The organism is Streptococcus respiraculi (assembly GCF_003595525.1).
Taxonomy (GTDB): Bacteria; Bacillota; Bacilli; order Lactobacillales; family Streptococcaceae; genus Streptococcus; species Streptococcus respiraculi.
Genome location: NZ_CP022680.1, coordinates 166,095 through 188,188, shown reverse-complemented (window position 1 = coordinate 188,188; position 22,094 = coordinate 166,095). Strand labels below are relative to the sequence as shown.

At 44.4% G+C, this 22,094-nt stretch carries 25 protein-coding genes; 4 read left to right on the top strand and 21 right to left on the bottom strand.

The features are described 5' to 3' along the window. Positions 1–61: 61 nt before the first annotated feature. From jag to rnpA, 3 genes are read right to left on the bottom strand one after another with little or no spacing between them, the layout of a single operon-like run. Positions 62–1,021 carry an RNA-binding cell elongation regulator Jag/EloR gene (gene jag, locus CHF41_RS00890; RefSeq protein WP_119875592.1) on the bottom strand — a complete coding sequence of 320 codons (960 nt, stop codon included), beginning with the start codon at positions 1,019–1,021 and terminating at the stop codon, positions 62–64. Between the two features lie 18 nt (positions 1,022–1,039). After that, positions 1,040–1,852, bottom strand: a complete 813-nt coding sequence (locus CHF41_RS00885; RefSeq protein WP_119875591.1) for a membrane protein insertase YidC — start codon at positions 1,850–1,852, stop codon at positions 1,040–1,042. Then, complete coding sequence (gene rnpA, locus CHF41_RS00880; protein WP_119875590.1) at positions 1,836–2,195, bottom strand: ribonuclease P protein component; 360 nt, start codon at positions 2,193–2,195, stop codon at positions 1,836–1,838. Before rnpA ends, CHF41_RS00885 begins: the two co-directional genes overlap by 17 nt. Positions 2,196–2,349: 154 nt before the next feature. Between rnpA and CHF41_RS00875 the strand changes: the two genes are divergently transcribed. Continuing rightward, complete coding sequence (locus CHF41_RS00875) at positions 2,350–2,856, top strand: NUDIX hydrolase (protein ID WP_119875589.1); 507 nt, start codon at positions 2,350–2,352, stop codon at positions 2,854–2,856. Here the strand turns inward: CHF41_RS00875 and CHF41_RS00870 are convergent. Next, complete coding sequence (locus tag CHF41_RS00870) at positions 2,842–3,144, bottom strand: hypothetical protein (RefSeq protein ID WP_119875588.1); 303 nt, start codon at positions 3,142–3,144, stop codon at positions 2,842–2,844. The genes CHF41_RS00875 and CHF41_RS00870 overlap by 15 nt on opposite strands. Before the next feature lie 77 nt (positions 3,145–3,221). Between CHF41_RS00870 and CHF41_RS00865 the strand changes: the two genes are divergently transcribed. After that, positions 3,222–3,587 carry a MerR family transcriptional regulator gene (locus CHF41_RS00865; RefSeq protein ID WP_119875587.1) on the top strand — a complete coding sequence of 122 codons (366 nt, stop codon included), beginning with the start codon at positions 3,222–3,224 and terminating at the stop codon, positions 3,585–3,587. 21 nt (positions 3,588–3,608) lie between these two features. On the opposite strand, the gene gltX is transcribed toward CHF41_RS00865, so the two are convergent. From gltX to CHF41_RS00815, 10 genes are all read right to left on the bottom strand, one after another. Further along, a complete protein-coding gene (gene gltX / locus CHF41_RS00860) occupies positions 3,609–5,069 on the bottom strand; it encodes a glutamate--tRNA ligase (protein WP_119875586.1) in 1,461 nt (486 codons plus the stop codon). 93 nt (positions 5,070–5,162) lie between these two features. Further along, positions 5,163–5,846 (bottom strand): hypothetical protein, encoded by a 684-nt coding sequence (locus CHF41_RS00855; protein WP_119875585.1) that lies wholly within the window; start codon positions 5,844–5,846, stop codon positions 5,163–5,165. A gap of 4 nt (positions 5,847–5,850) precedes the next feature. Then, complete coding sequence (locus tag CHF41_RS00850; RefSeq protein WP_119875584.1) at positions 5,851–6,297, bottom strand: LytTR family DNA-binding domain-containing protein; 447 nt, start codon at positions 6,295–6,297, stop codon at positions 5,851–5,853. Positions 6,298–6,454: 157 nt separating this feature from the next. Beyond that, the gene (locus CHF41_RS00845) at positions 6,455–7,090 is read right to left on the bottom strand and encodes a ribonuclease P (RefSeq protein WP_119875583.1); all 636 of its coding nucleotides are present in this window, start codon (positions 7,088–7,090) and stop codon (positions 6,455–6,457) included. Positions 7,091–7,163: 73 nt separating this feature from the next. Next, entirely contained in the window at positions 7,164–7,919 is a 756-nt protein-coding gene (locus CHF41_RS00840) for a TIGR00266 family protein (RefSeq protein WP_119875582.1), read from the bottom strand. Positions 7,920–8,586: 667 nt separating this feature from the next. Continuing rightward, complete coding sequence (locus CHF41_RS00835) at positions 8,587–9,081, bottom strand: beta-class carbonic anhydrase (protein ID WP_119875581.1); 495 nt, start codon at positions 9,079–9,081, stop codon at positions 8,587–8,589. 199 nt (positions 9,082–9,280) lie between these two features. Further along, the gene (gene radA, locus CHF41_RS00830; RefSeq protein ID WP_119875580.1) at positions 9,281–10,642 is read right to left on the bottom strand and encodes a DNA repair protein RadA; all 1,362 of its coding nucleotides are present in this window, start codon (positions 10,640–10,642) and stop codon (positions 9,281–9,283) included. Positions 10,643–10,644: 2 nt separating this feature from the next. Beyond that, entirely contained in the window at positions 10,645–11,088 is a 444-nt protein-coding gene (locus tag CHF41_RS00825) for a dUTP diphosphatase (protein ID WP_119875579.1), read from the bottom strand. A 201-nt stretch (positions 11,089–11,289) separates the two neighbouring features. Continuing rightward, positions 11,290–13,053 carry an ABC transporter ATP-binding protein gene (locus CHF41_RS00820; protein WP_119875578.1) on the bottom strand — a complete coding sequence of 588 codons (1,764 nt, stop codon included), beginning with the start codon at positions 13,051–13,053 and terminating at the stop codon, positions 11,290–11,292. Continuing rightward, positions 13,054–14,763, bottom strand: coding sequence for an ABC transporter ATP-binding protein (locus tag CHF41_RS00815; RefSeq protein ID WP_119875577.1), 1,710 nt, complete (start codon positions 14,761–14,763; stop codon positions 13,054–13,056). Between the two features lie 155 nt (positions 14,764–14,918). Here CHF41_RS00815 and CHF41_RS00810 point away from each other — a divergent pair, with 155 nt between their 5' ends. Both CHF41_RS00810 and galU read left to right on the top strand, forming a co-directional pair. Then, positions 14,919–15,935: an NAD(P)H-dependent glycerol-3-phosphate dehydrogenase gene (locus CHF41_RS00810; RefSeq protein ID WP_119875576.1), complete on the top strand. Its 1,017-nt coding sequence runs from the start codon at positions 14,919–14,921 to the stop codon at positions 15,933–15,935. Between the two features lie 10 nt (positions 15,936–15,945). Continuing rightward, entirely contained in the window at positions 15,946–16,845 is a 900-nt protein-coding gene (galU, locus tag CHF41_RS00805; protein ID WP_119875575.1) for a UTP--glucose-1-phosphate uridylyltransferase GalU, read from the top strand. 207 nt (positions 16,846–17,052) lie between these two features. Here galU and CHF41_RS00800 read toward each other — a convergent pair whose 3' ends face one another. The 7 genes from CHF41_RS00800 to CHF41_RS00770 all read right to left on the bottom strand — a co-directional run bounded on the left by CHF41_RS00800 (position 17,053) and on the right by CHF41_RS00770 (position 21,958). Next, the gene (locus tag CHF41_RS00800; RefSeq protein WP_119875574.1) at positions 17,053–17,730 is read right to left on the bottom strand and encodes a rhomboid family protein; all 678 of its coding nucleotides are present in this window, start codon (positions 17,728–17,730) and stop codon (positions 17,053–17,055) included. Next, positions 17,711–18,253, bottom strand: a complete 543-nt coding sequence (locus CHF41_RS00795) for a 5-formyltetrahydrofolate cyclo-ligase (protein WP_119875573.1) — start codon at positions 18,251–18,253, stop codon at positions 17,711–17,713. The genes CHF41_RS00800 and CHF41_RS00795 overlap by 20 nt, the downstream gene beginning before the upstream one ends. Before the next feature lie 67 nt (positions 18,254–18,320). Further along, a complete protein-coding gene (locus tag CHF41_RS00790) occupies positions 18,321–19,451 on the bottom strand; it encodes an N-acetyldiaminopimelate deacetylase (RefSeq protein ID WP_119875572.1) in 1,131 nt (376 codons plus the stop codon). Positions 19,452–19,459: 8 nt separating this feature from the next. Further along, complete coding sequence (gene dapD, locus CHF41_RS00785; RefSeq protein ID WP_119875571.1) at positions 19,460–20,158, bottom strand: 2,3,4,5-tetrahydropyridine-2,6-dicarboxylate N-acetyltransferase; 699 nt, start codon at positions 20,156–20,158, stop codon at positions 19,460–19,462. Between the two features lie 142 nt (positions 20,159–20,300). Beyond that, the gene (locus tag CHF41_RS00780; RefSeq protein ID WP_119875570.1) at positions 20,301–20,834 is read right to left on the bottom strand and encodes a hypothetical protein; all 534 of its coding nucleotides are present in this window, start codon (positions 20,832–20,834) and stop codon (positions 20,301–20,303) included. Positions 20,835–20,900: 66 nt separating this feature from the next. After that, entirely contained in the window at positions 20,901–21,617 is a 717-nt protein-coding gene (locus CHF41_RS00775; protein ID WP_119875569.1) for a PASTA domain-containing protein, read from the bottom strand. Between the two features lie 35 nt (positions 21,618–21,652). Continuing rightward, positions 21,653–21,958, bottom strand: coding sequence for a PASTA domain-containing protein (locus CHF41_RS00770; protein WP_119875568.1), 306 nt, complete (start codon positions 21,956–21,958; stop codon positions 21,653–21,655). Positions 21,959–22,094 lie beyond the last annotated feature (136 nt).

The window sequence follows — 22,094 nt, the reverse complement described above, 5'->3', positions numbered from 1 at the left end:
ACAGGAAACAAGGAAAATTTTCAAGAAAAAACCAGAGGATTATTCCTCCAGTCTATCCATTTTAGTCATTTTTTCCTTCGATATCTACCACCACATAACGGTTTGGCTCACTACCTTCTGAATAACTAGTTAGACCGTCCATTTTGGAAATGATGCGGTGAATAATCTTGCGTTCGCTACTAGACATTGGGTCTGTATGGTAAGCCTCTTGCTCTTCAAGCACGCGCTCTGCCAGTTTTTGAGCATAGCCTTGCAAGACCTCAGCACGGTGCTCCACGTAGTCATTGACATTGATGGTAATATAGAAATTACGCTCATAACGGTTGTACAAGAAATTCTGCGCCAAGAGTTGCAAGGATTTCAACACTTTTCCGTGGTAGCCAATGACGCGTCCTGGCTCATCAGTATCCACTTGGAGATTAATTGTACGGCGGTTATGGGTTGTTTCAATACGGGCTTCCACATCCATGTCATCTAAGATTTCTTGGATATAGGCAGAGACTTCTGCTACTACTTGGTCAATATCGTATTGTTGCTCAATCTTAATATCTAAATCATCAAACGATTCAGCCTGAGCTACTTCAGGCTCTGCTCCTGCCATGATATCTTCGTCTTTAAGAATCTCGATACGACCTGTCTCAGCAAGAATGGCCTTCGCATCCTTCTTGTTTTTCAAGATTTTAGCCTTTACCGTATCCTCCAAGTGCTGACCTGTTTTTTCAAATTCTTTGACTGCCGCAACCACTTTCCCAAGGTCAATCGTTGCTTCAGAAACACTTTTAACCGGATCATTGAGCTCATTGACCTCACTTGGAACACCACGAATAGCCTTTTGATTGGCTTTAACAACCGTGGTTTCATCAATAACATCGATGTCAACTTGAGCAGGCTTTTTCCCAAACCCTAAAAATCCTTTTTTCTCACGTGCAAGTACGGTGATATGCGCTCTCTTACGAGGAATATTTAATTCTGCCAATCCATTCTGAATTGCCTCTTCAACTGTTGCTCCTGTAAATTTCATCTTTTATCTCCTAATATCCTATTTCTTTTTCCGAGCTTTTTTCTGAGCTTTTCTAATTTTAGCTTGACGCTCCCGCTCCGCTTCAATCTTGGCCTCTCGCTCCGCAATGATTTTAAAGGGATTGTTCAAGGCTAAGATTTGGAAGACCTGATAGGCATTTGATACCGTCCAATAAAGAGTAACACCACTTGCTGCTGTTAGGGCAAACATTAAAATCATCAGCGGCATCGCAACCATCATGACCGTCATCGCACCATTGCGTTCTGGCGCAGCCTTATTGCTCAACCACATACTCAAGAATGTAAAAACAGTGGCTAGAATAGGCAAGATATAGTAAGGATCAGTCTCTCCGAGATTTAACCAAAGGAACTGTCCAACCCGCAAGTCTGGCACCCTTGTAAGCGCCTGATAAAGGGCCAGCAAAATTGGCATCTGGATAAAGACGGGTATCATAGACGCAGACATTTTGACGTCATTGTCCTTGTAGAGCTTGCGTGTAGCTTGCGTCAAAAGCTCTCTACTCTCCAAATCTTTTCCTGGGTACTGCTCTTGCAAAGCTCGCAATTGAGGTTGCAATTCCTGCATTTTCCGAGATGAGGTCATCTGCAATTGGAAAAGTGGCAAGAGGAGCGTGCGGACTAAGATGGTAAAGAGAATAATCCCAACTCCCAACTGTCCATTAATAGACAACAATTTGATGATACTTGCAAACCAATAAATCAATCGTTCCCAAGCATCTGTCGATTGGCTGGTCACATCTCCCCTACCACAAGCCGTCAGTAACAGCAGGGATATGGTAAGCAGACTAGCCCATTTAACTTTCTTTTTCAAGAGAAACACCTTCCTGGTATAGTTTAGCTAGTTTTAAAACATGTAGAAGATTTTGTTTGATTTCTTGATAAGTCAACTCCTCAACGCCTTTACGCGCAATAACGACAAAATCATCTGTAGCTAGATAAGGAGCACATTCCATCAGAACATGTCGAATTTTACGTTTGATTCTATTGCGCGTTACTGCATTTCCCAATTTTTTACTGACAGATAAACCCACTCGGAAATGCCCTTGCTCCTTAGCCAATCGATAAATCACAAACTTCCGATTGGCTACATTTTTGCCTTGTGTAAAAATATCGTTAAAATCACGTTCACGCTTCACACGATACGTTTTCTTCAAAATCTAACTCCATCTTTCAAAATTACTTCTATTATACCATATTTTTCAAAAAAGCCAATAAACTGCTTAGTTATGCCCTTTCCCACGATTTTTTGCAGATTTTTTTGAAAATTTATGATATCCTATCTTTACCACAAAATCAAAGGAGTAGATCATGACGGAATATTGGAATGCTTACTTAGAAACTGGAGAGAAAACAGACGTCATTTTAGAGCGTGGCAAAGTGATTCCCAAAGGGCTTTATCACCTAGTCGTCGAATGTATCATTGCCCACAAGGACGGAAGCATCCTGTTCATGAAGCGAGATAGTACGAAACCCGCCTTTCCCAACTATTTTGAAGCAACCGCAGGCGGCTCTGCCCTACTTGGCGAAAGTCCTGAGACAGCTATCCTGCGTGAAATGGCAGAAGAAACCGGTATCCAGCTACAGACTGATCAGCTCATTCATTATCACCATTTTGTGGCCCATGATGACCACTGTATCTTTGACCTCTTTTGGGCGAAGGTCGATGGCAAAAAAGATACGATTACTCTCCAAGACGGAGAAACAACTGATTTCATTTGGGTGTCACGCAAAGATTTACCTACCTTTCTAGAAAATGCCCTCATCATTCCACGGCAAAAAGAGTACGTCGAGCAGTTGTTTTTAGAAAACGAATAATCCCAATACAAGCAACAGGCTGATAAGACCATGAAGGAGAAAATGAGACAGGTGAACCTGACCAAAAACAAATTTTCCTACTAAGGGACGAATCAGCCAAAGAAGGACTAAGCTAGCAATGAACATCCCCTGACTGACAACTCTGTCAACTTGCCCTAGCAAAGCCAGAAATACCAGAAAGACTGGTATTGCATAAACCAGTCGCCAAAGTGCAGAAACTCGCTCTTTCATGAACAATACAGCCAAAAATGGCAAGGTAACATACAAGAAAATCAAAAACTGAAACATATCTTTCCTCCTTGTTCACCATTAAAACATGAGGGACTAAGACCAAGACCCTGTCAACCCTACTTGAAAGGAGTTCCATGAAAACTGGACAAATCACTCAAACCTACAAGATTAGCCGAGATACCCTTCGATTTTATATTCGAAAAGGACTGCTTTCTCCAGCAACTCAACAAGGCCAATACAGCTGGAACCAAAAAGATTGCACCGACCTGGAAAATATTCTCCAACTGCGGGAATTGGGACTATCTATTAAAGCCATTCAACGCATAAAGGAAGTCCATGACACCATGTGTGGCACTAAAGAGCAGTGGCTCGAAAACCGAGAAGTCCTGCAAGATGAAATCGCAGAACGAAGAACACAAATTCAGCTGCTCGAGCAACAGATTACAAACTTGACCGGGTTAGTTGAACAACTCAATAAATTATTAGCAGAAAAAGCCTAGGGAGTTCCCAGGCTTTTCACATTATTTCGTAATTTCTGTCAGCATATTGTCCAAATGCTGAATTGATTTTTCACGGCCGAGCAGATAAATGGTATCTGGTAATTCTGGTCCGTGCATTTCGCCTGATACGGCAATCCGAATCGGCATAAAGAGGTTTTTACCCTTGATACCAGTCTCTTTTTGAACCGCTTTGATTTGTGGGAAGATGTTTTCAGACTTGAAGTCCTCCTCCGTCATGGCTTCCAATTTTTCTTTGAAAGCGGTCAGAACAGTCGGTACGGTTTCTCCTGCCATGACTTCTTTTTCAGCTTCAGTAAGAGCTGGGAAGTCTTCAAAGAAGAGGTCTGTCAATGGCACGATTTCATCGACTGCTTTCATTTGCGGTTTGTAAAGTTCCACCAATTTTTCGGCCTTGTCTGTCAAACGACCTGCCTCTGCTAAAAATGGTTTTGCCAGTTCAAAAATCGTTGCAAAGTCCGCATTCTTGATGTATTCATTGCTCATCCAATCAAGCTTCTTCTGATCAAAAGCTGCTGGTGATTTGCTGAGACGATTTTCGTCAAATAGCTCAATCAATTCCTTACGAGAGAAGATTTCATGCTCCCCACCAGGATTCCAACCAAGAAGGGCAATAAAGTTAAAGACTGCTTCTGGCAAATAGCCTTTTTTGCGGTAATCTTCAATAAACTGAAGCGTGTTGGTATCACGTTTGGATAGTTTCTTACCCGTTTCAGAGTTGATAATCAAGGTCATGTGACCGAATGCTGGTGCTTCCCAACCAAGGGCTTCATAGACCATCAGTTGTTTAGGGGTATTGGCAATATGGTCATCTCCACGGATAACATGGGAAATCTCCATTAAGTGGTCATCGATGACCACGGCAAAGTTGTAGGTTGGGTAGCCATCTTTTTTCTGAATGACCCAGTCGCCACCGATATTGCCACCTTCAAACTCAATCTCACCCTTGACCATGTCATTCCATTTGTAGATGCCAGCTTCATTTACGGCCAGACGAACGGTCGGAATGATACCTGCAGCCTCACGTTCCGCAACATAGGCTGCCTTTTCTTCATCTGACATCCCAAGGTATTCATTGATGTAGCGCGGTGTTTCACCAGCTGCCTCTTGGCGCTCACGCTCAGCCGCCAATTCTTCCTCGGTCACGTAAGATTTGTAGGCCAAACCTTTTGCTAACAGTTCATTAACATACTCTTGATAAATGTCAAGCCGTTCTGACTGGCGGTACTTTTCATGAGTTTCTGGGCTTTCATCCCAATCAATCCCTAACCAACGCAGATTTTCCATCTGAGAACGCTCACCGTCTTCGACATGGCGCTTGCGGTCAGTATCTTCAATCCGAATCAAAAAAGTTCCGCCATGATGACGTGCATACAAATAGTTAAAGAGCGCCGTCCGCGCATTTCCGATGTGTAATAGTCCAGTTGGACTTGGTGCATAACGCACACGAATAGGTTTTGTCATTTGCTATAAGCTCTCCTTGTCAACATTCAATAGTCCTATTATAGCACATATCCCCTACTTTGAGCCAAAAAATCAGCCACAAGGGCTGATTTCTTATAAGCTGATAATTTCAAGGGTCGAAAAGGCTAAATCAGCCTTGACCACGAGTTTCTTGTCAAATACGATAGGAGGAGATACCTGCTGAATACTGCTAAAAGCCTTATCTGCCCTGACCTCTACCAGCCAGGTATCTGGCACATAGAGCCGCACTGTTGAAAATGCTGCATCAACAATAAAGGTCGCCTCCTCACCAGCCATGACGGTATTGTCAAAGTAAATCGTTGTACTGCCAAAAGCGACATCAACCGTGTCACGTACAAAATTGGTGTCGTGAATGTAACGGGTCGAGCTACCAAAGGCTACACTGTCTTCGTCTTCGACCATAGCTCCTTTTCCACCACTTGCGACAGACTTGAAATCTCCCAAAAAGCGAATATTTCCTCGCTTGGGCTTAAAGAGAATGTGACAACCCAGACAGGCCAAGATGGCTCCGACAATGATTGTCTTGGTATCCATCATTAAAAAATGATACTGCTTGTTCAGCAAGATAAACAACCAAGTTCCAAAAAAGAAACTATCGTACAATCTTCTCTTTACCAGACCGTTCACCAAGCCTACTGCCAATACGACAAGCCAGACCATTTTCCAAATGGAAAGATCAAACCGTGGCAAATAATTTTGAAACAAGACCAAGCCTGACAAAACCAACAAGCCAATTCCTAATGCATACTTTTTCATCGCACTACCTCAACTCCTGCAATCTTTCTTTTAATAACTGATAATAATGACGCGATACATGAACTACCTTGTGCGTGTCCGCAAAGCGAATCCGACTGGTCCCTGAAAAGGACTTATCGAGCGAATATATCGCACGAACGTTTGCAATGCTGGACTTTGAAATCCTGCAAAAGGTAATCGGTAGGACCTCTTCTAACTCGTAGAGCTTTAACTTGACCTCGTAAGCATCTGTCCTTGAATGGGCAAAAATCTTCGCACCATCTGTTTCGAAAAATAAAATATCCTCTAGTTTGACGAAATACTCGCTCGCATCCTTGTAAAAGATCAAGGAGGGCTGATTCATCTTGGACAACAGCTGCTGCAACTGGTCAACTTGATCCGTCAAACGAGCGGTCTTGATAACCACTTCCACATCGTCCAAGCTGTCATCTAGCTCGATCCGTATTTTCATAACTCCCTCCTTATTTTGCTATACCTCATTATAGCAAGATTTGACACAAAGGCAAGACCATTTTCGTGAGTGGTTCATTTTCGAGGGTAAGTGGCAGGATTGGGCATTGAAAATGAAAAACGAAGAAGAATCAAACCTGATTTTTCTCCGTTAATTCTTACAATTTGATGGTTGTCGCTTGATAATAGGGCTGTAAAGTTTCAAAAGCTGATTCCAGCTGATGTAAAACGGACTCCATGCTATCTGCCTTGGTCAGGTCAATATCCAGCTTCACCAAAACTTTGCGAATCTGGTCTTGGGCTAGTTGCTCAAGAAGACTGAAGCGATTTTCTTCTGTCCCTTCTACCCGCCGACTTTCTCCATTTGCCTGAACCATGTAATAGACAGGATCTGCTACCGCAACCTGCAAAACCTGATTTTGCTTGACAAGGCTTGTCTCATCTTTTTTACGCTCGACAAAGCTCACCTCTACTGAGATACCATAAGCTCTTTGATTTCCATACAAGCGCAGGGCAAACATGGGCTTGCTAACCCCACCCTCACTTTGAAAATAGGTCCAGAAATGAGGGCGCGCATACTGAGCCTGATTCATCCATTGGCTCGTGCGGTGCATGTCAAGGCTGGGATGAAGCGCGTGGAATGCTTGGGCTAGCTGCTGAAATTCCTTGCGTGCAGCCTGCGCTACGTGTCTCATCTCACGCATGCTCTCTTCTAATTCGCCCGCCTTTTCAGGCGCGATATATTTATCCCCTTGATAGGGAAGAAAAGCTGCTATAGCGGGAAATAAGGTCATAGAAACTCCTTTTTACTGAACTTCAGACTCAAAAATCTGACATGCGTTTGATTGTTGACGCGTGTCTCTTGCACTATAGAAAGGCATCAAGTAAGGTAGTCTTGCCGCCACCGTCTCCACCACCTGTGATGATATGGCTTCCGATAACTTGGGCAAAGGTTTCGATATTTAAACTTTGAACGTAGATTTCACCGTAACCCGAGAAGGTATTGACCACGCCTTCGCCTGTACCAATAGACTGCAAGAAGCCATTTTCAAGATGAATATCGTAGTTCAAGTCCCTGCTCCAAGCTACTACATGGGCATTGTCAATCGTAATACTGCCACCGTTTAATTCCAGTTTTTTAATGGAGCCAAAGGCATTAGCAAGTAAGGTCCCTTCTCCTTCTGTCGTCATGACAAAGAAGCCACCTTGACCACCAAACAAAGCACGACCCACGCTTTGGCGTTCCATTTTATACTGGGCAGAACCATCTAGGGCTAAAAAAGCACCGTCATTTAGACGATATTGCTTTGCTCCCAATTCAAGCACAATGACTTGACCTGGCATGGACGGAGCAAGGGCTAATGTGCCGTCATCAGCGCTTGACATTGCCTCCGTGATAAACATGGACTCGCCAGATGTCACAGAACGTCCAATTGCTCCCATGAGCTTCCCAAGACCAGAGCCACCACGCGCATTCAGCTTGGTGTTTAAGGTTACACTCGGTGTATGATAGACCATGCTTCCCCGCTGAATATAAGCAGTTTCGCCTCTTTCTAAGGCAATCTCAACCAGCGGAAATTGCATATTGCTGTCAATGGTATACTTCATTCGGTTATCAGCCATGATGTAGTCTCCTTTTGTGTCGTTTATTTAATACAACTATACACTTTTCCTCAAAACCTGTCAAGCCTGATAGCAGATGAATTTCCCATTTTTATTGAATACGCATCACACCCTCATAACGATATAGTGGATTGAGAACTGAACACGAGCTAAGCACTGGGTGAAAAAGAGACGCAGATGTTCCAGCTTTAGCTGGTTACAGCTGAGGCTCCCTTTAGTGGGGACGCAGATGTTCCAGCTTTAGCTAGTTACAGCTGAGGCTCCCTTTAGCGGGGACGCAGATGTTCCAGCTTTAGCTGGTTACAGCTGAGGCTCCCTTTAGTGGGGACGCAGATGTTCCAGCTTTAGCTGGTTACAGCTGAGGCTCCCTTTAGGGATCGATTGCCTTGTGTTCATCGAGCACATCGTCAATCTCCTATCTTACCGTAGCTGTTGCGAGCTTGCTCGTTCTACAGATACGGATGCCCTAGGGGTATACTTTGCTCTTGACGTCCTTTGTATCTTATGAAATTGAACTCGGACTAAAAGCTCGGAAAAAAGAGACATAGCCGTTCTAGCTTTAGCTAGATTATAGATATGGCTACCTTTAGGTATAAATACTCCTAGAAGCTTGCGCTTCTTCGTCGTATTTCCTATTTTTCATTTGCTTTTTTTACGCCCTCGTATCTTATACAACTTCTGTCATGCGCCCTGTATCCACATCATAGACCGCACCAGAAATCTCAATATCCTCTGGAATCAAGGGAGATTGTCTCAACAAGTTCATATCCTCACGAACACTTTCTTCCACATCACTAAAGGGCAAAAAGTCCTGATGAGACACATCTACGTCAAATTTTTCCTGCAACTCTGCCTGAAACTCTTTATTGGTAAAGGTCTGAGCTCCGCAATCCGTATGGTGCAAAACCACAATTTCCCGAGTACCTAGTTGTTGCTGGGAAATGACCAGCGAGCGAATCATGTCATCAGTCACACGACCTCCAGCATTCCGCAAAATATGAGCATCTCCAAGCGCCAACCCCAAGGCTTGTGCCACGTGGAGCCGCGAATCCATACAGGTCACAATCGCTACCCTAGTTTTTGGTTTCAAGGGCAAATGGTGCGTGCCATGCAAATCGACATAGGCCTGATTGGCCTTCATAAACTGTTGAAAATAAGACATGAAAACTCCTTTCGTGCATATCGTATATTTTCATTTCTTTTTCTTAGGCTATCATTTTATGGAGCATTTGTCAGCATATGGGCTTGGTAATGCAAAATCTTGTTGCTACTTCCGAATGTTTTAGACAGATTTACGCAAAAAGCTAGACATTCCAGATAGAATCTCTAGCTTTTCTCTTCTATTACATTTTTCGTGTAAGCTAACCAAATACTTTCTGCAAGACCTCACCAATGGTCGTCACACCAACGATCGTGATACCTTGGGGGATTTCAAGACCTATAAGGGAGTTTTTGGGAGCGTAAATCTTGGTGAAGCCAAGCTTGGCTGCTTCATTGATTCGTTGCTCGATGCGGTTGACACGACGGATTTCACCTGTCAAACCGATTTCTCCGATAAAACATTCCTGAGGATTGGTTGGTCTATCCTTGTAACTTGAGGCAATGGCAACAGCAACCGCTAAGTCAATAGCTGGTTCATCTAGTTTTACACCGCCTGCTGACTTGAGATAAGCATCTTGGTTTTGCAAAAGTAAGCCAGCTCGCTTTTCTAAGACTGCCATAATGAGGCTTGCCCGATTAAAATCAAGACCTGTCGTTGTGCGCTTGGCATTGCCAAACATGGTCGGTGTTACCAAGGCCTGAACCTCAGCTAAAATCGGACGTGTCCCCTCCATGGTCACAACAATGGCTGAACCAGTTGCACCGTCCAACCGCTCTTCTAAAAAGACCTGACTAGGGTTTAGCACTTCCACAAGACCTGACGACTGCATCTCGAAAATTCCGATTTCATTGGTTGAGCCAAAACGATTTTTCACGGCCCGCAGGATACGAAAGGTGTGCTGACGTTCGCCCTCAAAATACAAAACAGTGTCTACCATGTGTTCTAGCATGCGAGGTCCCGCAAGCGTTCCTTCCTTGGTCACATGTCCTACGATAAAGGTTGCGATGTTGTTGGTCTTTGCAATCTGCATCAGCTCTGCGGTCACCTCACGGACTTGGCTGACCGAACCTTGGACACTGGAGATTTCAGGACTCATAATAGTCTGGATGGAGTCGATAATCAGAAAATCAGGCTGAATCTTCTCCACCTCGGCTCGAATACTCTGCATGTTGGTTTCGGCATAGAGATAAAATTCATTGTCGATATCCCCCAGGCGTTCGCTACGTAACTTGATTTGCTCTGCTGATTCCTCTCCACTGACATAAAGAACTGTTCCACGACTCGCCAGCTGGGTGGAAACTTGTAAGAGGAGAGTAGACTTTCCAATCCCCGGGTCACCACCGATTAGAACAAGGCTTCCTGGCACTACACCACCACCGAGAACGCGGTTAAACTCTGCCATATCAGTTTTAGTGCGGGCGACATTGCTTGAAGTGACTTGATTGAGCTTAACAGGCTTGGTCTTTTCTCCTGTCAAGGACACGCGCGCATTTTTGACTTCTGCGACTTCGATTTCTTCCACAAAAGAGGACCAAGCTCCGCAATTGGGGCAACGTCCTAAGTACTTAGGTGAATGGTAGTCACAATTTTGACAGACAAAGGTTGCTTTTTTCTTGGCCATGCTTAATTCCCCGTTGAGCCAAAGCCACCTGTCCGCGTGCCTGTTGCTTCATCACCGTCTGCTAGTAAAAAGGGCGCAAAGACAGCTTGAACAATGCGCTCTCCGACTTCAAGCACGACGGTCCTATCCGTAATATTTTGCATCTGCGCAAAGATATGCCCTTCATTAGCGGGATTCCCATAATAATCGCCATCAATCACACCGACTGAGTTAATCAAAACCAAGCCTTTCTTGCGAGGATTGGACGAGCGGTCATAGAGGTAGAGAACCTCACCTGCTTGCATATAAGCCTTGATACCTGTTGGCACCAGCTTAATCTCACCTGGAGCAAGCTCCACACGCTCTGCCACTTTCAAATCATAGCCCGCCGCATGCGCTGTCTCACGCTTTGGCAGCAAGTTCTCATCTGTAAAGTGCGATACCAATTCAAATCCACGTTGTTTCATGTTTGTCTCCTAAAACTGTAGTCTAGTTACCTACCATTATACTATATATTCGTGAAAAATGATGAAAAAGGAGAACAACACGAAAATGGTGCTATATAAAAAGAAATAACAAGAGCATTTGCGTGGTGACATTCTCAATACATATTCAAGCATAGTTCAAAACAGCACCTTGTGCGGTGCTGTTTTGATTTTTAACAAGTGTCATTCAAAGACAAACTGGTTATGGTACAATTCTGCGTAGAATCCGCCGAGTTTAAGCAGTTCATGGTGATTCCCCTGCTCAATGACTTCGCCGTCTTTTAAGACAATGATTTGATCAGCATTGAGAATTGTCTTCAAGCGATGAGCGATGACAAAGCTAGTCCGACCTGCTGCGATAGCTTCCATGGCTGACTGAATCTTAGCTTCTGTCACAGTATCAACGTTAGAAGTCGCCTCATCCAAAATCAAAATTTGCGGATCTGTCAACAGGGTTCGTGCAATGGAAATCAACTGTTTCTGCCCTGTTGAAAAGACATTATTTTCATCATCGACATAGGTATCGTAGCCTTCTGGCAGACTCTTGATAAAATCATGAATATGGGTCGCCCGAGCAGCTGTTTCTACCATTTCCTGCGAGACATCACCTGCTCCAAAGGCGATATTGTCACGAATCGTACCTGAAAAGAGGAGCGATTCCTGCAAGACGATTCCGACATTTTGGCGGAGACTGTCGAGTTCAAATTCCCGAATGTCTGTCCCGTCAAAACGAATGCTTCCTCCGTCTACATCGTAGAAACGATTGAGCAAGTTCATAATGGTCGTCTTTCCAGAGCCGGTCGGCCCAACAACTGCCGTCATCTGACCCTTCGGTGCGGTAATGCTGACCTGCTTCAAAATCGGTTTCCCAGCTACATAACTGAAGTCTACTCGGTCAATCTCGACCTTGTCTTCTAATTTAGTAAAGGCTGGCGCATGTTGCGGACGGACTTCTTCTTTCTCGTCAAACATTTCCTGAATCCGGTGCGCTCCTGTAAAGGCCAACTGCATCTCTGCCCAGCTTGACGCAACCTGCATCATGGGCTGGTAGTATTGCTGGGAATATTGGACAAAGGTTACTACTAAACCTAGTGCAGCAGCCGTTGATAAGCTACTATCTGACAGAGCAATCGTAGAACCCACAAAAATCACAATAGCAGTATTGATCAAGCTCAGCCCATTCATAACAGGAAAGAGCAAACCTGAGAAAATCCGCCCTTTAAAGGTAGCTTTCCGTACTCTGGCATTGCGCTCCATAAAACCATCAATAACCTGCTCCTGCAAGCCCTGAACGATAATCGCTTTTTGTCCTGAAATATGCTCATCCATATAGGCATTCAACTGCCCCACTTCTTTTTGCTGCAAATCTGTATATTTCCGTGACATGCGGATAATAAAGAATAAAAAGGCAAAAGCAAGAGGGCTAGTCGCTACCACGACAAGCGCCAGTTTGCTATTTTGGAGAAACATCATGATGACAATCCCGATATAGAGGACCGACTGGGTCACCACGTTGGTCAAGGACATGTTAAAAGCATTTTGGATATTATCCAAGTCTGATGTAAAACGAGAAAGAATCTCCCCGTCCTGATGTTGGTCAAAGAAGCGAACCGTCAAGCGTTCAAGCTTCCCAAACAAGCCTTTGCGCATCTGATTGGTTGAGCGGGAAATAATTCTTGTAAACAGGAGAGCGTAGGTGACGGCGCTTGCTGCCATCAGAAATACGGCTACGAGCAAGCTTTTTAAGGTCGTAAAAAATACTCCTGGATCTACAGCCTCTCCTGCTGCCATTTTCTGGGCTAATTCGGTCAACTCTGTCACTGCTTTTCCCATGTAGACAGGAGTGATGACCTGCATACCCGTCGAAAGGAGAATGGCTAAAAAGATAATAGCAAAAGACAGTTTGAATTGTTTAAAATAGGTCCAAAAAAACCGTGCTGTTTTCATCTATTCTTCCTCCTTTCCTTTCTGGGTTTCAAAAATTTCACGATACACGCTATTGGTTGCAAGTAATTCTTTATGAGTCCCCTGCCCAATCAAGCGACCTTCATCCAAGACCAAAATAGTATCCGCCTTAACAACAGACGAAATCTTCTGGGCAATGATAATGGTCGTTGTCCCTTTCAAGTCCTTGTTTAAAGCCTCTTGCACTAGCTTTTCAGACTTGGCATCAAGGGCCGATGTGGAATCATCCAAAATCAAAATGTTAGGCTTTGCCACCAGTCCACGGGCAATTGACATCCGTTGCTTCTGACCACCTGAGAAGTTATTGCCCCGCTCTTCAACATCACTATGGTAGCGGTCGGGCATGCGGTGGATAAACTCCATCGCCTGGGCAATCCGTGCAGCGCTTTCCAATTCTGCATCATCTGCATCCTGCTTTCCTTGACGGATATTAGAAGCAATGGTTCCTGAAAAGAGAATAGCTTTTTGCAAAATGATCGATACCGTCTGACGCAGGGTGGCTTGGCTAACAGTCTTAATATCGACACCACCGATTTCAATCTGTCCCTCTTGAGGGTCAAACAAGCGTGGAATAAGCTGTGCGAGGGTCGACTTTCCTGCACCTGTTGCTCCAACCACACCGACCATTTGACCTGCTTTAATCTCAAAACTGATGTCTTTTAAGGTCGGCTGTTCATCTTTTGGATAAGTGAACGTTACATGGTCAAAGCGAATGTCTCCTATCAATTCCTGATCTGCTACATCCTGATATACCAAGGCTGGCTCTGTAGTTAACACTTCCTTAATCCGACGAATGGAAATCATAGCACGGCTGGCATTACTCCCCATAAACCCAACCATGATAATCGAAAACATAACCTGAATCAGATAGGTGTTAAAAGAAGCGAGCTTGTTAATCGCTTCTGGATTTGAGCCCAACATCCCATAGACTGAGTAAATTGCCACATAAATCGCCAGATAAGAAACGAGAATAAATACAGGTTCTAAGAAAGAAAAGCCCCGTCCGATAAAAAGATTCAACTCCAGCAAGTCATCAGATACCTGATTAAATTTTTCAGCCTGTTCTTTTTCTTGAACAAAGGATTTGACCACCCGCACGCCACGAAGATTTTCCTTAGCAATGGCATTTAGTCTATCCAACAATTGCTGGAAGCGACCAAAACGCGGTCCCATAATCCCCATAATCACTGTCATGGTCGTACCAATCAAGACAATCATCAAAAGAACAATCCACCACAAGGACGGCATGGTCATGATCGCAAAAACAATAGCTCCTGTAAACAGCAAGGGCATCCGAAGTAAGACCTGAAAGGTCATCATGAGCAGGTTTTGCACCTGAGAAATGTCATTGGTCATCCGTACAACCAAGTTTCCTGCGTTAAATTCTTCGATATTGGCGTAGGAAAAGGTTTGGATTTTCTTGAACATCTGCTCTCGTAAGTCCGCCGACACTGATTGGGCAATGTAGGCAGCAAGAACCGTATTGAGCGCTCCTGCGAGCAGTCCCACTCCTGCAATTCCTAGCAACCAGCCACCAAGTTGATAAATTTCTGCTTGATCATTTGTTGCTACAGCTGCTAACACACTCTGTAAAAATCGCGGCTGCAACAAGCTACTTCCGACATATAACATGACCATACTAATAGACGCTAGGACATGCCACTTGTATTTCATAATCGCTTTGATGAGCATATCGTCTCCTTCTCACTTTGATAATACCCTCCATGGTATCATATTTGAGGCTTAGTTTCAATCCTTTTTGCTCATTAGAAAAAAGTTGCCCATGCAAATTTTTCATAAATATGATAGAATAAAGATACTGATTACTCCCAAAGAGAGGAAGCATAATGAACAAACAAAAAATCGCTGTACTAGGCCCTGGATCATGGGGAACCGCCCTGTCGCAAGTCCTCAATGACAATGGGCACGAAGTGCGGATCTGGGGAAATATCCCAGAGCAAATCGATGAAATCAACCAATTCCACACCAACAAACGCTACTTCAAGGATATTGTCCTAGACCCTGCTATTAAGGCCTATAAGGACTTGAGTGAAGCATTAGATAGTGTTGATGCCGTGCTCCTCGTCGTACCGACCAAGGTCATGCGTTTGGTTGCAAAACAAGTCGCTGAGACGCTGGATCACAAGGTCGTGGTCATGCATGCTTCTAAAGGACTCGAGCCAGAAAGTCACAAGCGCCTCTCTACTGTCTTAGAAGAGGAAATTCCTGCAACACTTCGCAGCGAGATTGTCGTCGTATCAGGACCAAGCCATGCTGAAGAAACCATTATTCGCGATTTAACCCTTATCTCCGCAGCTTCTAAAGACTTAGAAACTGCCCAATACGTCCAAACTCTCTTTAGCAACCACTACTTCCGCCTCTACACCAACAATGATGTTATCGGCGTTGAAACAGCTGGTGCACTTAAAAATATCATCGCGGTCGGTGCTGGCGCACTTCACGGGCTTGGCTATGGTGACAATGCCAAGGCTGCCATTATCGCTAGAGGATTGACCGAAATCACCCGACTCGGTGTCGAAATGGGCGCAAATCCATTGACCTACAGCGGTCTATCTGGGGTCGGTGACTTGATTGTTACAGGAACATCTGTTCACTCACGTAACTGGCGGGCAGGTGATCAGCTTGGACGCGGTGAGAAATTAGAAGACATCGAGCGCAACATGGGCATGGTCATCGAGGGAATTTCAACGACCAAGGTTGCCTACGAGCTCGCCCAAGAGCTAGGTGTCTACATGCCGATTACCCAGGCTATTTACAGCGTCATCTACCAAGGGGCTAGCATTGACGAAGCCATTAAAAATATTATGTCTAGCGAATTCCGTCAGGAAAATGAATGGTCATAAAGGAGACTACATGGAAAAAAAAGTCAGAAAAGCCGTCATCCCAGCAGCAGGACTAGGAACCCGCTTCCTTCCTGCGACCAAAGCTTTGGCAAAAGAGATGTTACCGATTGTAGACAAGCCAACCATTCAATTCATTGTAGAAGAAGCACTGGCTTCAGGAATTGAAGACATTTTAGTCGTCACAGGAAAATCAAAACGTTCCATTGAAGACCACTTTGACTCTAATTTTGAATTGGAATACAACCTCAAAGAAAAAGGGAAAAATGATCTCTTAAAATTAGTTGACGAAACAACAGGCATTCGCCTGCATTTCATCCGCCAAAGCCACCCTCGAGGTCTAGGTGATGCTGTATTGCAAGCTAAAGCCTTTGTGGGAAACGAACCCTTCGTTGTCATGCTAGGCGATGACTTAATGGACATCACCAACAAAAAGGCCATTCCACTCACCAAACAATTGATGAGCGACTATGAAAAGACCCATGCTGCTACCATTGCGGTCATGCCTGTTCCTCATGAAGAAGTTTCTTCGTATGGGGTCATTGCACCACAAGGTGAAGGCATCAACGGTCTTTACAGCGTGGATACCTTTGTGGAAAAACCAGCACCTGAGGATGCCCCGTCTGATCTTGCCATCATCGGTCGCTACCTCCTCACTCCTGAAATCTTTGATATTTTAGAAAACCAAAAACCAGGAGCAGGCAATGAAATTCAATTAACAGATGCCATCGATACACTGAACAAAACCCAACGTGTCTTTGCCCGTGAATTTAAGGGTAACCGCTACGATGTCGGAGATAAATTTGGTTTCATGAAAACCTCGATTGACTATGCATTACAACATCCGCAGGTGAAAGAGGATTTGAAACGCTACCTCATCAATCTTGGGAAAAAATTAGACGATCAAAAATAAAGAAAACACGAAGAGGCTGGGCAAAAAGTCTTAAAAATAGTAAATGGCTTAGATTAACGTTGTCAAGAAACGTTGATTCTAAGCCATTTTATATTGTCCAGTTTTTAAGAGAGAGGTTAAAAATTGAGTTTTTGCCCAGCCTCTTCGTGTTTTTTATAGCCAGTTAGTTTTATTTTATATGAGGCAGAATGCAGAATAACGCAATCACTACAAATGAAGACTTAGCAAAATGAACCCCAGCGCAAAGACAGTATAGAGGAGCAGCGCCAAACGCTTTTGCTTGAGGGTAAAGAGATAAGGTTCTCGTAAAGGCGGCAAAAAGATACTCGCCAAAGCTCCTCCAAAGACACCCCCGACATGACCTGCAAGACTGATTTCAGGATTGAAAAAGCCCAATGCCAAATTGATGAGAAGAAGGGCAATATAGCGCTGCCCCAAGAGCTGTAGATAGGGATTGCGGCTATAATAACGCAGAACGACCATCGCTCCAAACAAGCCAAATAAAGATGTCGAAGCACCCGCTGCCACTGTATCAGGCGTTAAGAATAGAACAAAAATATTTCCCATGATTCCCGATAAGAAATAAAGAAGGAAAAAGCGCTTCGAACCAAAAATTTCCTCCAATTGATACCCAAAAACGTAGAGAGTCATGCTGTTAAAGAGAAAATGTTCCCAACCAATATGGACAAAAATCGGTGATACCAAGCGCCACAACTGGGTCGGATCTAGCTTCACAATCCGCCCATACATCCCACCAAAATCATAGATGGCTTGCGCAGTCGTTGCCTCTCCAAAACGCAAAAACTGCATGGCTAAAAAGACCAGCGTTGTCACAAGTAACAAGCCATTGGTCACAGGATAGCGTTTATTCATCATTTCCTTCATAGCACAAAACCTCTCTTACTGCTTGGTCAAACTCATCTTCGCTAAACTCATAGCGCTGAAACTCATAGATTGTGCTGACCGTTATACCTTGGTAGTTCTTCAGATAACGATCATAAAAACCACCACCGTAACCAATCCGGTAGCCCGCCTCATTCCAAGCAAGCCCTGGAACATGGATGATATCGATTTCTGACGAATCAACAACCTCATCAGACCGCGGCTCCCAGACACCAAACGTGCTTAAAACCAAGTCATTCGCATCATACGGCACAAAGACCATACGTCCCTTCCCGTAGGTTTTAGGGACTACCACCTGCTTTCCATCCTGCTTGGCCTGCGCAATCAAATAGGTCGTATCCACTTCATGGGGCATGGACAAAAAGGTTGCAATTGTACTTGCTTTCTGATAAGCCTCCTGCTGATAAATGACCTGACCAGCCCATACACTCCAAGCTTCTCGCTCCTCTGCTGACAAGCCTTTTAATCGCGCTAACATACTTTTTCGAATGCTTGATTTTTCCATCTCTTTATCCTTTCTCCAGCATAAAAACCAATCCATCAATACAACTCTACGGATTGGTTTTATTTCATTACACCCCTACCTTATGCCGTAAAAACGCTGTTAGGTGTTGAACAGCAAAGGGAATGGCTTCTTCTTTGGGATTAAGGTGGGGATTGTGCAGAGAATAAGGCGTATCCACACCGAGCCAGAACATGACACCTGGCACCTTGCTCAGAAGATAACCAAAATCCTCACCCGTCATGGCAGGCAGACAATCGATGACATCCACCTCGGATACTCTATCAAAATAGGTCATTAATTCATCGGCTAATTGGGGATTGTTTTCCACAGGTAGATAGCCACCTTGGTTCAATTCAATCTCCACTTCAAGTCCGAAAGAAGTAGCGATACCTTGGGCTACTTCACGCACCCGCTTCTGAACCAAGAGGCTCATCTCCTGAGTCAAAGAACGAATAGTCCCATGCAAAAAGGCTGTTTCTGCAATGACATTATTGGTCGTTCCAGCATGCATGGAGCCAAAGGTCACCACCGCACCCTCAATCGGATCGACATTCCGACTAACAACCGATTGTACTTGGGTCACGAAATAGCTCGCTGCCACCAAGGCATCATTTGCCGTATGCGGAAAGGCTGCATGACCACCGCGCCCGATAAAGCGAATCTTGACCTCACAAGTCCCTGCAAACAAGGTGGAACGGTTGGTTGCAATTTGTCCAACTTTCAAATCAGGGCGCACATGTAAACCGTAAAATTCATCTGGCAACCAGTCGCCAAAAGCTCCCGCTTCATACATGAGCATGCCACCTGCAAGATTTTCTTCTGCTGGTTGGAACAAAAAGAGCAGATTATGGCGGGGTTGCTGGGCAATCATCTGCTCCAGCAATCCGAGCGCTATGGTCATGTGAAAATCATGACCACAAGCGTGCATGCGATCTGCATGGGTTGAGGCAAAGTCAAGCCCTGTTTCCTCCACAATCGGTAGACCATCAATATCCGTCCGCCATCCAATTGTTTTTTGGCCTTTCGTCCCTGTCAGATAGACAAGAATACCCGTCTCCCACGTTCGCACTTGGGCAAACGAACAGTCTTTCAAGAGCCTATCCAGAGTCTCCATAAGAAAGGCATGGGTCTTAAACTCTTCCATTCCGAGCTCAGGAATTTGGTGCAAGGCGCGCCGTGTCGCAATTAAGTCAAGCATAGTATCTCCTAGAGGGTCCGAAGGGCATCTTCCAATGCTGTTTTTTGTTGGGTTTGGGCATCGATTTCCTTAATCACACGCGCAGGAACACCTGCTACGACCACATTTTCAGGAACGTCTTGCGTGACAATAGCACCTGCCGCTACAACAGAGCCACTACCAATCTGTACACCTTCGATGACCACGGCATTGGCACCGACTAGAACATTGTCTCCGACCCGAACAGGCTCAGCGCTAGCAGGCTCAATTACACCCGCAAGGACCGCACCCGCTCCAATATGGCTATTTTTCCCAACAGTTGCACGACCACCGAGAATAGCACCCATGTCAATCATCGTTCCCTCACCAATCTCTGCACCAATATTGATGACAGCACCCATCATGATGACAGCGTTATCTCCAATCGACACTTGGTCACGGATAATTGCGCCTGGTTCAATGCGGGCGTTAATCGCCCGTTTATCGAGCAATGGCACTGCTGAATTCCGCGCATCTTGCTCCACTACATAATCTTTGTTTTCTGTCAGATTAGCAAGAAGCGGCGCTACATCTTTCCAATCGCCGAAGAGGACATTGCCAAGTTTGACAACCGTTTCAGGAACCGCAGCTGCGAGTTCTCCTTCAAATGTCACCTTAACGGTCGTCTTTTTCTCTGCTTGGGCAATAAATTGAATAATTTCTTGGGCATTCATTTTTGTCGCTGTCATGATATCTCCATTTCTCAAATATAATACGCTTCCTATTATATCAAATTTTCAGAATATTTGGAAATAATCTTTATTTTCAAGCTATCTTTGCTTCAAAAAAGAAGACTGAGAAACGGATTTCTCAACCCCCTCTTCAGTCTTCCTATTTTAGCATAGGCTGAACCTGTTCTCTAGCTTTTGTCACTGCTTGTTTTAATTGGTCACGAGCTGCTTTTAAACCTGAAATAACCTTTTCACGGTCTGCTTCTGAAATTAAGGCGCTGTCGTCACCACGACTCGCAAATTGAGTTGCAATCGTTTCTTGCTGTTTGTCCAACATTTGAGTCAACTGCTCACGAAACGGTGCAAGTGTGTTCTTTCCCTCTTCTGGTAATTGAGCAATCAATTCATCAAAATCAGCCACATAGGCGTCTGTTAATGATTTAAAGGCTGTCTTCACTTCGCCCAAGGTTTGAACGGCTTCGATTTCTTGATCTGAAAGATAAACGATGGTGGATTCTTTCAATGTTTTCACCTCAGACGAAGAACTGGTTGATGTGGATTCTTCTACTTTAGAAGATGTTGCTGTCATCGATGATGAAGAGCTGTCGCTTTCTTTAGCTTTATTGGTCGAACAAGCTGTCAAAGCTGTTACCATCAACAAAGCAACTAAAATGGGGAACAATTTCTTTTTCATGATAGCCTCCTTTGGCTTTTCTACTTCTATCCTGCCCTAATCTCACAAAAATGTCAAGAATTATCCTTATTTTTTCTTGAACGGGAAGAGTTTAGGAATTTGTTGGACAAAGGCTGGTACTTCAAGCTTTTTAGCCCGTGCTTGTTGAGCCTTGATACGACTGTCTGTAAGTCCTGCCTCTGTTAGATAGTGCAATTTGACAAAACTACCTTTGGGAACACCTGATAGCAGGACACTTGGCTTTGGATACATGTCAAGGACGGTATCGACCTGCTGATGTGCATACCTCGCTTTTCCCTGTACGGCAAGCCCAACTGGCTTTAACCCCAGCGCTTTTAAATGTTCTTGCGCTTCTTCCAAGGGAAGTCCAACGAGATTTGGCAGAGGAATAACCAAGTCGCTCTCCTCAATCACGTCTTGGTTAACATAGTAGAGCTTAACAAGAGCTCCTGGCTCCAGACTTCCAGACTTCGGAGTCATCGCCACCACCTCATCAACCTCTCGTTTAGCATAGCGTTGGTGAGGTTTAGCGAGGATTTTACTGACCACAAAGCCTAGTTCTTCCAAATGTTCCTGCGCTTCCTTGATATTCATGTCTACCATATTGGGCAGACGTACCAGACGGTTTTTCTTCTGATAATTTTGTTCCAAGACTTTGTCTACTAATGGAACAACCGCATGAACAGCTTCGCCAATCACCCGTGTTGTATCTGGAATAATATCAAAAATCTTTGCCACCTCACCAATCATTTTTCCATTGACTGGTAATTTCTTTTTCGCCATTTACTACCTCTTTTGCCTAATCTATCTCACCAGTATCAGCGGTGGAAAAAACCAATTTTCTTGCTCGCTTCTACAACTTCTTCGTCCACATAGTAGATCTTAACAAGCCCCTTTTTCTCTACCCAATCTGGACAGTAATGGACCACTTCACCAGCGCGTTTCTTGGCATACTTGCGCTCAGGTTTGAGCAAGACTGCGCTGACTCGAAAGCCCATATCTGTCAGGTGTTTCTTGGCTTCAGCCAAATCCAACTCGATGACATTGGGCACCTCTTTTTTCCCGATGTGATGAATCCCATTTAAAATAGCACTTCCTGCCAACCACAACCATGATTCCAACATGCCTTATTTCCTCTTTTTATCTTCTTTCTTACTATTATAGGGTTTTCAGGCTAAACTTTCAAGAAAGCGAGAGTCGTAAAGAAAAAGTCAGGGCCCAACTGCCCCAACTTTCGTATTTATAGTCGTTTCGTTTTGA